Genomic DNA, 15,161 nt, shown 5'->3' with positions numbered 1-15,161 from the left:
ATGATCATCCGAGATAAATATCTCCAGCTCCAAGCAACACAAACTACAGCATATTGATTGAAAGTTCACGGATAATCGTTTGAAAGCAATTGGCTAGAAAAATACCTTCATCTACAAAGAGCTTTTCTTTTCTGTGGAGTCATTTGCATAGCTTGTTTTCTATAGGTACAGGCTTGAACTACGCTGATATGGCACTGCGTTTTAAAGATCAATAAAAAATCAAGTATTAAAACGAAAACCTTCAGGACAGCAGAAATGTTAGTTATGCCGCATATTGGCGCATAGCAATCTTTTACAATCAAAGACGAGATGATTCGCATGCGGGTTCATCTCTCTGCTGCGAGGACAAACATAGCAGGGATGAGACGGAACATTGCAATTTCGGCTATGCATTGAAATGCAATACTGATGCACCTTCATGGCAAAAGTAGCAGGACACAAAACTAAAACTTGAAATTAGGATAATCAACAAGGAGTGAGTGAATGATTGTAATTGCAACCGAGATTCCTGCAATTGAGCAAATAGTTTGGGATGCTTTCACAAAATATGCACCGCCAGATAGTTATTGCGGCATGGATGATATCAGAGCACAAGAAGCTACAACGGCCGCGTGCTGGTTTCCCAGTATAGATAAATTAATGCATTTACCTAAGCTTGGGTTGATCCATTCTATGGCTGCAGGGGTTGAACATTTAAATATTCATGCTTTAAATGGAAAATATAAAGTCTGTCGCATTGTTGATGAAAGCCATAAATCAGCGATGCTGAATTATTTGCTTTGGGGAATTTTGTATTTCCAGCGCCATTTTGATCATTATCTTAAAAATAATCAAAAGGCAGTTTGGCAACAATTCACGCAAAGACCATCGTCTGAATTTTGTGTCGGAATTATGGGGTTGGGCGAAATTGGCCATCATGTCGCGGAGCAACTCAGAGATAGGGGCTACCCAGTGGTGGGTTGGTCGAATTCAGCCAAGACTATCGCAGGGGTAAAAACTTTTGCAGGTCAGGAGCAGTTTGTCGACTTTATTCAGCATCCTCAAGTGCTGATTAACTTGCTGCCATTGACTGCTGAAACGCAGAATATTCTGTCTGCCAAAACCTTTGATTTGTTGCCGCAGGGAGCTGCAATCATCAATACAGGACGTGGTGGACATTTAAATGCGGCAGATTTGTTTGCAGCATTGGATTCTGGGCATTTGCGCGGTGCAATTCTTGATGTATTTGAACATGAACCTCTCAGCCCAGATAACCCGTTATGGCATCATCCCAATATCGTGGTGACGCCACATATTGCTTCACATGCCGATTTGAATGTGGTGGTTCAGCAAATTGTGCAGAATGATCAATCGATAATGGCAGGTAAAAGTCTACTCAATGAAGTGGATCTAGTACGTGGTTATTAAGTTATTGCTATAAAAGAGCAGGGCATGCGGTTTGATGTCCTGCTAGCGTATTTTTACAAGATCAGATCGAGATAATAAAATGTCTAAATTTTCGATTTAGTATGAAATACTTGCTTGAATTTAGCCGTAATAGTGGGGTTACACGCCAAAATAGCTGTCAATATAATACAGATCCCTACAATACTAAGTAGATCGGGTATTTCATGCCAAAAAACAAATCCCCAAACTCCAGCAAATATAATCGCAATATAATTCATTGGGCCAATTTGACCCGCAGGTGCCAGACTGTAGGCATAAGACATAAAAATTTGGCTGATATTCGCCAAAAGACCTGCGGTAATCAGGAGTGCTAGTTCTTTCAGACTAAAAACACGCCAATGCCAATACATAGGGATAGATGAAATCAGTGTGCCAAAAATGCAGAAATAAAACACAATACGTTCAGGTGGTTCGGTATTGGTTAAAGCACGAACGGTCACAAAGGCCATAGCGGATAAAAAGCAGGCACCTAAGCCAATAAAAGACAGGGCATTGAACATGCCTTCATCTGGTTTTGCGACCAGCAATACTCCAATTAAACCGACAGCCGCTGCAATGATCATGCTACGACTGATTCTTTCTTTCAGAAAGAAATAGGCAATTAATGGAATGAAAATGGGGGAGGAATAGCTAAAGACCATGGCATTCGAGAGTTTAAGATGGGCAATGGCATAGAAAAAACCATACATTGCCGCTAAACCCACCACACTGCGCCATGTGTGCATCCATAATTTATCGGTTTTAATAAAATTTAACCCATGCTTTAACAACATGGGGATAAAAATAAACAGACCGACCGCGTTTCTAAAGAAAACAATGGTCGGGTTATCAACAGTTTCAGATGCAAAACGAATACAGACTCCCATAATCGAAAATAGCAAAGCAGAAGTCATTAGGCAGAGAAGTGCTTTGGCTACAGGACTGGTAGAGCTAAGTGTATTCGACAACATAAGTGGATCCAGTGGTATTGTGGTGGAGATGAAAGCTGCAAAAGCGTTCATCCCGCAATTTTAGGTCACTGGAGCTGGATTGAACACCGCCAATGAGTTATGTATGCCCCAATGATCTGACCAAGTTTTCTTTTCGCCACTGGCAACCTGAAGAATGAGTTCAAATAGTTCCCAGCCGACTTGCTCGATACTGCGCTTGCCAATAGCAATGTCACCTGCACTGATGTCAATCAGGTCATACCAACGGTTTGCGATGGTGTTACGGCTTGCCATTTTAATGACAGGCACGGCGGCTAAGCCATACGGTGTACCACGCCCAGTGGTAAAGACTTGTACGGTAATACCTGAGGCCATTTGCTGTGTACCGCAAATAAAATCGCTAGAAGGCGTCGCAGCAAAAATCAGCCCTTTCTTGGTCGGCTTTTGCCCTGGAGCTAATACTTCGACAATCGCCGAGCTACCGGATTTTGCAATGGAGCCCATGGCTTTTTCAACAATATTGTTCAAACCGCCTTTTTTGTTGCCTGGTGTGGTGTTGGCACTGCGGTCAACTTTGCCCGCGGCCAAGTAGTCATCATACCATTGCATTTCACGAATCAAATCTTTGGCGACTTGTTCATCGGCTGCACGAGGCGTGAGCAAATGGATGCCATCACGGACTTCGGTTACTTCAGAGAACATCACGGTGCCGCCACAACGAATAATTAAATCCGATGCAAAACCGACAGCAGGGTTAGAGGTTACACCCGAAAATGCATCACTGCCACCACATTGCATACCCACGACGAGATTTGAAGCACACACTTCTTCACGTTGACGCTGATTGAGCTTTTCTAAATGGTGTTCTGCCACTGCCAAAATATGGTCAATCATGCTTTGGAAGCCATTATGGCGTTCGTCTTGCAGTTGAATGATGTCTTGATCTTCGACTGGAATACGTTTGTTTTCTGCTGGAATGTTGAGCAGGCGTTCAGGTTGCATTTTTTCACAACCTAAGCTGACCACCATCACTTCACCACCGAAGTTTGGATTTAATGCCAAGTTGTGAATAGTTCGAATGGGCACAATTGCCGCAGGGGCATCAATTGCCACACCACAGCCATAGAGATGGTTTAGGCCGACAATGCCATCTACATTTGGATATTTATGCAGAAGTTCACGTTCAACAATTTTTACGACGTGATCTACAATTCCTTCAACACAGTTCACACTGGTGGTAATGGCTAAAAGGTTTTTCGTACCTACAGAGCCATCTTTGTTTTTATAGCCTTTAAAAGTATATCCAGAGAGGGGTTCTAGGCTTGGGGCAGGGCGGGTTGCCATGTCTAATGAATCTAGAGTTGGTGCTTCAGGCATGCGTGTTACAGCTTCATTCACCCATGAACCTGCACTTAAATCTTTATTGGCATAGCCAATAATTTCGCCGTAGCGAACAATTGGATCGTTTTCTTTTAATTCGGTTAATAAAACTTTATGTCCTTGAGGAACGGCTTCTACCAAAGTAATGTCTTGTGCTTCAACATAGGTATTTGGGGCAAGACCACCATCGTTCACCACGATAGCGACGTTGTCTAGCGGATTAATTTTGATGAGTAGTGGTCTTTGTTGCATGATCTTTCCTTGTATACGATGGGGGAGAAGATAGATCTGGAGCACTTAGACCCAGATCTATCTGAAAGGGGATTTATGGTGTTGTTTTAAGTTCAAAACGTTGAATTTTGCCAACCATGAAGAGGTAGCAGAAAATCGCAATTACCGCATGGATGCCGACAAATACGAGGGCACCATTGAAAGAACCTGTTGAATTAATGATGTAGCCAATCACGATAGGAATCACGATACCGGCAGTATTACCAAAGGTATTGAATAAACCACCAGAGAGACCGACCATTTCTTTTGGTGCAACGTCAGACATGACCGCCCAACCTAATGAACCAAACCCTTTACCAAAGAAGGCCAAAGACATAAAGAAAATAATGGCAGTATGTGATTCAACATAATTACAAATCACGATGCTGGTAGATAAAAATAGACCCAAAATAATCGGTAATTTACGGGCGAAAGTTAAAGAACGATTCATTTTAATTAATCGGTCTGAAACCAAGCCACCCAATATCCCGCCGATAAAGCCACAGAGTGCTGGTGCAACAGCTGCAAAACCAGCTTGTAAGATTGACATATGACGTTCTTTGACAAGGTACACAGGGAACCAAGTTAAGAAGAAATAAGTCAAACACGTAATACAATACTGAGCGATAAAAATCCCTAAAAGCATGCGTGAGGCAAGTAGGCTTTTAATATTCTTTAAGCTGACTTTTGGTTTACCATCAACTGCTTTAGTTTGGTTTTCACCCATGTTGGTGATGGCACCACCGGCTTTAATGAACTTTAACTCTTCAGAATTAACACTTGGATGTTTTTCTGGGCTATAGATCACTTTAAGCCAAATGAAAGCCACAACAATGCCTAATCCACCCATAATCCAGAACACGGATTGCCAATGGATTTCTGCAACGAGCCAACCCATAAATGGTGCAAAAATGACGGTTGCAAAATATTGTGCAGAGTTAAAAATTGCAGCAGCAGTACCACGTTCTTTAGTTGGGAACCAAGCAGCCACAATTTGACTGTTACCTGGGAAAGCTGGGCTTTCAGATAAACCTACCATAAAACGTAAGATGAATAATGATGCAATAATTAAAGGAATTGAGCCCCAAATATCAACAAAGCCCAACATCACAGTAAAGATTGACCAGAGCATAATGCTCCAGAAATATACTCTTCTCGCACCAAACTTATCGAGTAGCCAACCCCCAGGGATTTGACCAATCACATAAGCCCAACCGAATGCAGAAAAGATATAGCCCATCGTCACGGAATTTAAACCTAATTCCTGAGACATTGGCGTTGCAGCCATCGAGATTGTTGCTCGATCACCGTAGTTTAAAGCTGTAACCAAAAAAATCATCGCTAAAATATAGTAGCGGGTTTTGGTATGAGTTGCCCTTGCTGGCACTACAGCTGTACTTGTTTGCAAATTGTCCATATACAAACTCTTTTAGTAAGCGACCTATTTCAGCTCCGTGAAATAGGTGACGTCATGTCAAATTCATCGATAGAATAGAGTAGTGAAACTTGAAAGGGAATCATCTCACTCTTTCCATTGTCCTAGTTCTAAATGGAATCTTTAGATGTATGACATCATATGATTAAAAATATTATTTTGGCAAGCCTATCGATTAAAAAATAATTTTTTTGTGCCCATCTTGACAAGTCATATGATGTCTTATAAGTTTTGCGTTACAAATTTGAGTCAATGAGACAAGGAGCATTTCAATGTCGGCTACTACACCTATTGTTAAATCCATCAGAGCAATACCTGTCGCGGGTCATGATAGTATGTTGCTGAATTTGAGTGGTGCTCATGGTCCTTACTTCACGCGTAACATCCTTGTTATTGAGGATAATTCAGGCAATGTCGGTGTTGGTGAAATTCCAGGTGGTGAGAAAATTTTAGCGACATTAAACGATGCTAAAGCGTTGGTTGAAGGTCAGCCGATTGGCGAATATAAAAATTTATTAAAGAAAATCCATCAAACCTTTGCAGACCGTGATGCGGGTGGTCGTGGTAACCAAACCTTTGATTTAAGAACAACTATTCATGTGGTGACGGCATATGAGTCTGCATTACTTGATTTACTTGGCAAACATTTAAATGTAAACGTTGCAAGTCTTTTGGGTGATGGACAACAACGTAGCGAAGTTGAAGTACTGGGCTATTTATTCTTTATTGGTGATCGTAAGCAGACTTCTTTGGAATATGCGACTTCACCGCATTTGAAGCATGACTGGTATAACGTACGACATGAAAAAGCCTTAACACCAGATGCAATTCAACGACTGGCTGAAGCATCTTATGATCGTTATGGGTTTAAGGATTTTAAACTGAAAGGTGGTGTGCTACCAGCTGAACAAGAAGCCGAAGCTGTTACTGCAATTGCACGTCGTTTCCCTGAAGCTCGTGTAACGCTTGATCCAAATGGAGCTTGGTATTTAGATGAAGCTATTGCGCTGGGTAAGCATTTAAAGGGTGTTCTGGCATATGCTGAAGACCCATGTGGTGCTGAACAAGGCTTTTCTAGCCGTGAAATCATGGCTGAATTTAAGCGAGCCACCGGTTTGCCAACTGCGACCAATATGATTGCAACAGATTGGCGCGAAATGTCGCACAGCATTCAATTGCAATCTGTAGATATTCCACTCGCCGATCCGCATTTCTGGACGCTTGAAGGTTCAGTCCGTGTTTCACAATTGTGTCAAATGTATAACTTAACTTGGGGTTCACATTCTAATAACCATTTTGATATTTCATTGGCGATGTTTACGCATGTGGCGGCTGCCGCAGTGGGTAAGGTGACCGCAATTGATACACATTGGATTTGGCAAGAAGGTACAGACCAGTTAACCAAGCAACCACTTGAAATTAAGGAAGGTAAGATTCAGGTACCTACAGCACCTGGTCTAGGCATTGAGTTGGATTGGGACAGTATTAATCGTGCGCATGAGTTGTATAAAGCCAATGGTTTAGGTGCACGTAATGATGCGGAAGGCATGCAATTTTTAATTCCAGATTGGAAGTTTAATAACAAAAAGCCTTGTCTTGTGCGCTAAGTCAGAAGTTTGATGCTTTAAGAAAGCTGCCTTTGGGCAGCTTTTTTTATTCTCTGCTGAATGATTGGACGAGATATAAGTGTTGTGCCAACTGATTGATACCTTGTTTAGTGATTTTTTATGTTTCATAAATATATGATATTTAAACGTAATTAAAAATAAATACGTTGTTTCTAGAAAAGGGATTGTAAGAGCTTAAACATATGATGTAAGATGTCTGACAACAGCAAACAAAACATGGAGAGCTACAATGGAAGCAGTTGAGTTAAAGAGCATTATTTCTGACGGTTTACTTTCTTTCCCAGTAACTGACTTTGATAAGAATGGTGATTTCAATAAAGAAACTTATCAAAAGCGTTTAGAGTGGTTAGCACCGTATGGCGCAAGCGCATTATTTGCTGCGGGTGGTACAGGTGAATTCTTCTCATTAACTGGTAATGAATATTCAGAAGTTATCAAAACTGCAGTAGATACCTGTAAAGGTAGTGTGCCAATTATCGCTGGTGCAGGTGGTCCAACACGTCAGGCGATTGCACAAGCACAAGAAGCAGAACGTTTAGGTGCGCAAGGTATTCTTTTAATGCCGCACTACTTAACGGAAGCAAGCCAAGAAGGTTTGATCGAACACGTTAAACAAGTGTGTAACTCTGTAGACTTCGGTGTAATTTTCTATAACCGTAGCGTATCTGTTTTAAATCTTAAATCTTTACAGGAATTGACAGAAGCGTGTCCGAACCTGATTGGTTTTAAAGACAGTTCAGGTCAAATTGATATGATGACGGGGATTACTCAAACTGTCGGTGATCGTTTGTCTTATTTAGGTGGTTTGCCAACCGCTGAAGTATTTGCAGCACCATACAAAGCCTTGGGTTGCCCAGTGTATTCATCTGCAGTATTTAACTTCATTCCAAAAACTGCCATGGAGTTTTATAACGCAATTCGTGCGAATGACACCGCAACGACTGATCGTTTAATTAAAGATTTCTTCCTTCCTTTAATTCAAATCCGTGATCGTAAAGCAGGTTATGGCGTAAGTATGATTAAAGCAGGTGCGAAAATTGTTGGTTACGATGCTGGTCCTGTACGTCCACCATTAAGTGATTTAACTCCGAAAGACTACGAAGATTTAGCTGCATTAATTGCAACTTTAGGTCCGCAATAAGTTTTTAGATTCAGGCATTGGAGTTCATTCATGGCAATTAATAATGGTAAACAATTTATCAATGGTCAGCGTGTTGCTACGCATGCACCTGCAATTGAAAGTATTAACGCAACAGACTACCAGTTAACGGGCTATGTTTACAGCCAGGCAACACTTGAAGAAGTGGATGCTGCTGCCAAAGCTGCAGATGCTGCATTTGCGGTGTACAGCCAAACGACTCAAGGTCAACGTGCTGAGTTTTTAGAAGAAATTGCAGTACAAATTGAAGCTTTGGGTCCAAAGCTGCAAGAAGTGGCTTCTTTAGAAACGGGTTTACCATTGGCGCGTTTGCAAGGTGAAACTGGTCGCGTAACGGGTCAATTGCGTTTATTTGCTCAATTGTTACGTCGCGGTGATTTTTATGCTGCACGTATTGATCCAGCTTTGCCTGAACGTAAACCAATGCCTCGCGTTGATATTCGTCAATACAAAGTGGCTTTAGGCCCAGTGGCGGTATTTGGTGCAAGTAACTTCCCATTGGCATTTTCGACTGCGGGCGGTGACACGGTTGCTGCATTAGCTGCGGGATGTCCTGTGGTATTTAAGGCACATTCAGGTCATATGGCAACTGCTGAACTGGTGGGTGAAGCCATCGAAAAAGCCGTTGTAAATTGCAGAATGCCTGCTGGTACCTTCAACATGATTTTTGGTGGGCGTATCGGTGCAGATTTAGTGGCACATCCACTGATTCAAGCGGTAGGTTTTACGGGTTCGTTGGAAGGTGGTATGGCGCTGTATAATATTGCGCAAAACCGTCCACAGCCAATTCCTGTATTTGCTGAAATGTCGAGTGTGAACCCAGTGGTGGTAATGCCGCAAGCCTTGGCAGCTCGTGGTGCACAAATTGCACAAGAGACTGTGGCTTCATTTAACATGGGTTGTGGTCAATTCTGTACCAAGCCGGGTCTCATTCTAGGGGTAAAAAGCCCTGAGTTTGACCAGTTTGTTGCGGGTTTGATTGCACATACTCAGCAAGCATTTCCACAAGTGATGCTTAATCCGGGAACTTTAAAAAGCTACCAACAAGGTGTAGCTGAATTAAAGACCGAAGCCGGCTTTGAATTGATTGCGCAAGGGCAGCAAGCAACGCTAATTTCACAAGCATCAGCGAATTTGTTCCAAGCCGAGCAAAGTGTGTTGTTGTCGGGCAATGCTAAATTACAACATGAAGTGTTTGGCCCAATGTCGATTGTGATTGCCGTGGATGACGAAGCAACACTGTTACAAGGTCTGGAACAATTGGCAGGTCAATTGACTGCAACCATTATTGGTGAAGATGCTGAACTTGCAACCGCAGAGCAATTATTGGCGTTGTTTACCCGTAAGGCAGGTCGTGTGTTGTTTAACGGCTTCCCGACAGGGGTAGAAGTGTGTGATGCCATGGTACATGGTGGTCCATTCCCTGCAACCAGCGATGCGCGTGGCACATCGGTCGGTACAGGTGCAATTGAACGCTTCATGCGTCCAGTGTGCTATCAAAACACTCCGCAGGTGTTATTACCTGATGCGTTAAAAGATGAAAATCCGTTACAAATTAATCGTTTGATTAATGGTGTACTAACGAAAGCAGCCGTGTAATTGACTTAAGAGCACATGAGCCACGCTATGACGAATCATGGCGTGGCTTTTTTAGGACAGAATTTGATGGAAAGTATTAATTGCAGTAATGCCAAAGCTGTGTTGTCCATGATTATGGATAAAGCCGTAGCGGGTTATCTTGTCGAAATTACCCGTAAAGGACGAGAATCAGCGGTGATGATTAGCAAAGCGTCATACGAAGCCTATAAAAAAGCAGAGTTCGAGGCAAAATTTCCCAAAGCTTATGAGCCATCTTTGTCATGCAGAGTTGACGTATTTGAATAAACTAGAGTTGCCATAGCGACATTTTACATGATGAGCGGGCATGGATGTCATGATGGCATTTCATTTTTAAGCAAACAATGCTAGTTTGAATACACCCATTTCAGCCGTGATTATTTTATAATCGTGAGTTTGCCCCATACTGAGATCCAATACACTTGATATAGGATTATTGGTCAGGGTTATAGTAAACTAAGTCCCTAATTTTCCAACATTTGGTGAGTCTCCTTTATTATGTCTAGTGCGATTAAATCTAGATCTGCAAAAAAATTAAGCCAAATCATTGTAGAACAATTGATCGAAAAAATTCAGTCAGGGGATTTTCAGGTTGGAGAAAAAATTCCGACTGAACTCGAGCTTATCGAACAGTTTGAAGTCAGTCGCTCGGTAATTCGTGAAGCGATTACAGAATTACGCTCTTTGGGGTTTGTCGAAACTCGGCATGGTATTGGTACCTTTGTCAAAGAGCAGACCGCTGAGCAAAACTTTTTGCTTTCAAATGCCAGTCTAGAAACCATTAATGACATTGTTGCCTTGTTGGAGCTGCGTATTAGTTTGGAGTCAGAAGCTGTATTTCTGGCTTCAGAACGTCGTAAACAGGTACATATTGATAAAATGAAAGCGGCGCTGGATGATTTTGAAAAACATATTTCATCAGATGTAAATGATGGTACGGTCAAAGCCGATTATGACTTTCATATTGCCATTGCTGAAGCTTCAGAGAATCAATATTTTGTTGATTTCCTTAAATACCTCGGTGAAAAAATCATTCCACGTGCGCGGGTGAAATCAATTGAACATAGCCCTGTGAACCGTGAAGATTATTTAAAAACAGTACACCATGATCATGTCAACATCTTCAATGCGATTGTGGATCAAGATGGCTTATTGGCACGTCAGATGATGCGTGCGCATTTGTCGAAAAGTATTAAGAAATTTAAGCAATAAGTTTGGGTGTTCAGTTAATTAAGTTCTTTTCGTGATTGAAAAAGCAGAGCCATCATTATGATGGCTCTTGTTTTATATTAGACCAGATTTTGTGGATGGCCTTGCATATTTTGATTGATATTCCGTTCTAAAATATCAAACAAGCGCTGCTGAGCTTCATCGGTTCCCCATGCAATATGTCCGGTAATGAGCACATTATCATGACTGCGCTGTAATTGAATTAAGGGATGATCGTCGGTAGGCGGTTCTTGATGAAGTACATCGGTGCCAAAACCCGCAAGCTTGTTACTTTTAATGGCTTGAATTAGGTCGGCATCATGGACTAAACCACCACGACCGACATTAATTAAAATGCTTTTATCTTTCATGAGTTGAATGACAGACTCATCCAGCATATGTTGAGTTTCTGCATTGAGTTCACAATGTAAAGACAAAATATCAGCCTGTTGCACAGCGAGTTCAAAAGGGACATAACCTTCACGACATTCGCGGGCATTTTTACGTTCACTGAAAATGACTTTCATGCCAAAAGCTTCAGCTTTTTGTGCCAGTGAAACGCCAATTTCGCCTTTGCCCAAAATGGTGAGGGTTTTATTCTTCAGCTCACCCATTGGCGCAGCGAGATAAAAAGAGCTAGAACCTTTCGACCACAAACCCTGTTTCACACTTTCAGTTTGCTGATTAAAGTTTTTAATTAGGTTCATCATGAGGGTAAAGGCATGCTCGGCAACAGCATCGCCAGCATAACCACGGATATTACAGACTTGAACCCCATGTTGTTTGAGGAGTGGCAGATTCACGTGGTTAAACCCTGTGGAGCAGAGCGCCAATAATTTTAGATTAGGATTGTTGGCTAAAACTTGCTCGTTCACATTTAGGTCACTAATAATAATGACATCTTGGTTATGAACTTGTGTTTGAAACTGTTCTTGATCGAGTTGTTGAAACTCGCTGTATTCCACAGGAAAGTCAAACTTAAACTGCTGATTAATTAAGACATATTTTTCGGCACAGGTGACTTTAATTGCAGACATAATTTTTTTCAGAAAAATAGACATATGACATCATACCTTTAAAGCCGTTTTATTTCTAGTCGATGTTCAGTCCCTGATTTTTTCTAGTGCTTTATCATTAAATTGTTGGAGGTCTTTTATCCGAATAACTAGACTTTTACTGTGTATGGAGTCCGAGGTGCTTTATCTGATTTACTTATTTGCAAAATAAATAACAATAATGAATATAAAAACGATAATCAGTATCATTTATATTTAAAATATTTTAGTATTTTATTTCAATGGATTGGTCAGCACAATTTCAAACAGAAGCTTTATAGGGAAGTGATATTCCTGAATCCATTTTGAAAATGAGATGTCCATGAAGATATTTATATCTCGAGCACATGGGCAAAGTGCATCCGAAACATCAGTCCTTTCAGATCTTAATTCTAAATTTTCGTGAATATCCTGATATGTATAAATTTACTGTGTCTTCCCCCAAACCCTTATATCTTGCAATGCAAATCATCTTTTTAGCATCCAGTGCTACAGGCTTTGCCTATGCGGAAACCGAACAAGAGCCGGAAACTCAAAAGCAAGTATCACAACTGAGCACAATTACCTTAAAGGCTGAGAATAAAAGTGCAGTGACTGAAAACTCGGGGAGTTATACAGCGAACAGCAGCAGTACAGCAACTAAACTCGATTTGTCATTGCGTGAAACCCCGCAAGCGGTGAAAGTGTATACCCGTGAATATTTGGATGACCGTAATATTGAGTCCTTTCAAGATTTAATGGCGAATGTCACGGGGGTCACCGCGACACGTACCGATGAGCGTCAAAGTTATTATGCGCGTGGTTTTCAAATTGATTATTACCTGATTGATGGTTTGCCGACGACCATGTCTTTGGCTGAAGGCGATTTTGACTTGGCGATTTTTGATCGGGTTGAAGTGGTGAAAGGGGCGAATGGTTTGATGACCGGTGCGGGCAATCCTGCCATGGGTTTGAACTTTATTCGTAAACATGCCAACGCCACAGAATTAACAGGAAACATTGAGGCTTCGGCAGGCTCTTGGAATAATTTTTCTAGTTCAGCCGATCTTTCTGGTGCATTAAATGTGGATGGTTCTTTGCGTGGGCGAGTTTTGGTGAAGCATTCGCAAGAAGATTCATTTATGGATTTTTATTCCAAAGAGCGAAATGTGGTTTATGGCGCTTTGGATTACGATTTAAGTGATGCCACCAGTTTGTCTTTAGCGGCTACGTACCAACAATTAGAACGCGAGGGGATTCGCTGGGGAGGATTACCTGCATTTTATAACGATGGGACGTTGACTAACTTTGATCGCTCATTATCGGTCAGTTCGGACTGGACCTATTGGAATGTAAATACCTCAGCGGTTTTCGCCTCAATAAAACAGAAACTGTATAACGATATGAATTTAAATGTTGCTTATACCTACCGCCGAGATGATAAAGACACGGCTTTGCTCTATGTGGCAGGCAAAGTAGATAAAGCCAGCAATAAGAGTTTAGGCGCTGTTTCAGTCTATTCATCTGATGTGCGTAATGATGAAAATAATGTCGACGTCTTTATTAATGCACCATTTAGTCTTGCAGGGCGACCGCAGGAAATTGTGGTGGGTGGTTCATGGAATACAGTTGAGATTGTCAAAAATAAATATGGCACGATTCAGGGCGCTGATGGGGATTTAATGATTAATACCCCAAACCAACTGGATTTTAACAATATGAATACCCAGTTATTAACGCCAATCACCAATCCAAAAAGTTTGGCGCTGAATAAAACTACACAACAAGGGGTTTATATTTCAGGGAAGTTCCAAGTTTTAGATCCCGTGAAAATTGTTGCGGGCGCACGACTTTCAGATTGGCAATTTGAAGCTTCAGATGGCAATGGTAATCGGGAATTTGAGCACGAATTCACACCGTATTTTGGCGTGATTTATGATTTTGCGCAGGATCATTCGGTCTATGCCAGTTATACCAATATGTTTAAACCCCAAAATCGTAGAGATGTAACTGGACACTATCTTGATCCGATTGTGGGCAAGAATTATGAAACGGGAATTAAGAGCGAATTTTTCTCTGGCCGTCTAAATACCGCACTTTCAGCATTCCGAATAGAACAAACCAACTTTGCCGAAGCAGTTTCGGGGGGATATGTGGTTGAAAATGGGGTGCAAACGACTGAACAAGCTTATCGCGGGGTAGATGGCGTAGTCAGCAAAGGCGTAGAGCTTGAACTGGATGGGGAAATTAATGATTATTGGGGCGTAAATTTTGGTATTGCCAATTTTGAGGCGAAAGATGCCGATGGCAATAAAGTCACCACGACCAGTGCGCGTACCACCTCCAATCTGTTTGTGAAATATAAATTGGATCAGTGGAGTGCTGGCGCAGGTTTAAATTACCGCAGTAAAACTTATACAGGTACGGGTACGAGCCGTATCGAACAGGATGAGGTTTGGTTGGCGAGTCTTATGCTCGGTTATCAGCTCGACCCGAAGATCAAGCTCCAACTGAATGTGGATAATTTATTTGATGAAGTCTATTACGAGGGCATTGGCGCCAACAGCATGAATTATGGGACGCCGCGTAACGCAGTTTTCAGTATGCACTATCAGTTCTAAACCTATGTCAGTACAACAGAAGATCCATTGAGGGTCTTCTTTTAGAATATGGAGGGTTTAGAAAACAGCAGCATGCTTGATAACCTCACAGAGTAGGGATTTTTCTACAGGCCAGAGCAGGCTAGCAAAATTAAAGGACTTTCATATTGAATCTGTCTACGCAGGGTTTAGCTGGAAGAAACTCAATTCTCGAGCTATTGCTATTTTGGTTCAGACTACAACGAAATAAAAGCTAGGACATTACGTTTTATAGGCAGAATATTTTATACACAAACTCATCTGTCCTGCATTTCCTTGTAGCCCTATCTAGCACATCAAGCACCTCGCTTAAAAAAACGCAGATAAGTTGTAGAACTACTTGTCCAATTCGAGAAAATTGTGAATACTCATGCCCGAAATTTTAGACTGTAAAATTATCTTTTGGGGTTAGGCG

At 41.5% G+C, this 15,161-nt stretch carries 11 protein-coding genes; 7 read left to right on the top strand and 4 right to left on the bottom strand.

Annotation, left to right across the window (positions count from 1 at the left end; translation table 11 throughout):
• Positions 1 to 483 precede the first annotated feature (483 nt).
• A complete protein-coding gene (locus ACX17N_RS00270) occupies positions 484 to 1,407 on the top strand; it encodes a 2-hydroxyacid dehydrogenase (protein ID WP_458890594.1) in 924 nt (307 codons plus the stop codon).
• A gap of 83 nt (positions 1,408 to 1,490) precedes the next feature.
• Here the strand turns inward: ACX17N_RS00270 and ACX17N_RS00265 are convergent, their stop codons facing one another.
• From ACX17N_RS00265 to ACX17N_RS00255, 3 genes are all read right to left on the bottom strand, one after another.
• Entirely contained in the window at positions 1,491 to 2,396 is a 906-nt protein-coding gene (locus tag ACX17N_RS00265) for a DMT family transporter (protein ID WP_458890593.1), read from the bottom strand.
• 60 nt (positions 2,397 to 2,456) lie between these two features.
• Entirely contained in the window at positions 2,457 to 4,007 is a 1,551-nt protein-coding gene (gene garD / locus ACX17N_RS00260; protein ID WP_458890592.1) for a galactarate dehydratase, read from the bottom strand.
• Between the two features lie 73 nt (positions 4,008 to 4,080).
• Positions 4,081 to 5,442 carry an MFS transporter gene (locus ACX17N_RS00255; protein ID WP_458890591.1) on the bottom strand — a complete coding sequence of 454 codons (1,362 nt, stop codon included), beginning with the start codon at positions 5,440 to 5,442 and terminating at the stop codon, positions 4,081 to 4,083.
• 290 nt (positions 5,443 to 5,732) lie between these two features.
• On the opposite strand from ACX17N_RS00255, the gene gudD reads away from it, so the two are divergent.
• From gudD to ACX17N_RS00230, 5 genes are all read left to right on the top strand, one after another.
• Positions 5,733 to 7,067, top strand: a complete 1,335-nt coding sequence (gene gudD / locus ACX17N_RS00250) for a glucarate dehydratase (RefSeq protein WP_458890590.1) — start codon at positions 5,733 to 5,735, stop codon at positions 7,065 to 7,067.
• 250 nt (positions 7,068 to 7,317) lie between these two features.
• Positions 7,318 to 8,229: a 5-dehydro-4-deoxyglucarate dehydratase gene (gene kdgD / locus ACX17N_RS00245; RefSeq protein ID WP_458890589.1), complete on the top strand. Its 912-nt coding sequence runs from the start codon at positions 7,318 to 7,320 to the stop codon at positions 8,227 to 8,229.
• 30 nt (positions 8,230 to 8,259) lie between these two features.
• The gene (locus ACX17N_RS00240) at positions 8,260 to 9,846 is read left to right on the top strand and encodes an aldehyde dehydrogenase (NADP(+)) (RefSeq protein ID WP_458890588.1); all 1,587 of its coding nucleotides are present in this window, start codon (positions 8,260 to 8,262) and stop codon (positions 9,844 to 9,846) included.
• Positions 9,847 to 9,912: 66 nt separating this feature from the next.
• On the top strand, positions 9,913 to 10,131 hold the full coding sequence (locus tag ACX17N_RS00235) for a type II toxin-antitoxin system prevent-host-death family antitoxin (protein ID WP_458891101.1): 219 nt from the start codon (positions 9,913 to 9,915) through the stop codon (positions 10,129 to 10,131).
• A gap of 231 nt (positions 10,132 to 10,362) precedes the next feature.
• On the top strand, positions 10,363 to 11,076 hold the full coding sequence (locus ACX17N_RS00230; protein ID WP_458890587.1) for a FadR/GntR family transcriptional regulator: 714 nt from the start codon (positions 10,363 to 10,365) through the stop codon (positions 11,074 to 11,076).
• Positions 11,077 to 11,153: 77 nt separating this feature from the next.
• On the opposite strand, the gene ACX17N_RS00225 is transcribed toward ACX17N_RS00230, so the two are convergent.
• Positions 11,154 to 12,110 carry an NAD(P)-dependent oxidoreductase gene (locus ACX17N_RS00225; protein ID WP_458890586.1) on the bottom strand — a complete coding sequence of 319 codons (957 nt, stop codon included), beginning with the start codon at positions 12,108 to 12,110 and terminating at the stop codon, positions 11,154 to 11,156.
• A 434-nt stretch (positions 12,111 to 12,544) separates the two neighbouring features.
• Here ACX17N_RS00225 and ACX17N_RS00220 point away from each other — a divergent pair, with 434 nt between their 5' ends.
• Positions 12,545 to 14,728 (top strand): TonB-dependent siderophore receptor, encoded by a 2,184-nt coding sequence (locus ACX17N_RS00220; protein ID WP_458890585.1) that lies wholly within the window; start codon positions 12,545 to 12,547, stop codon positions 14,726 to 14,728.
• Positions 14,729 to 15,161 lie beyond the last annotated feature (433 nt).

The sequence above is a fragment of the Acinetobacter sp. GXMZU3951 genome (assembly GCF_054457875.1).
The sequence above is the reverse complement of the archived record's forward strand: the minus strand, read 5'-3'. Positions and strand labels throughout refer to the sequence as shown.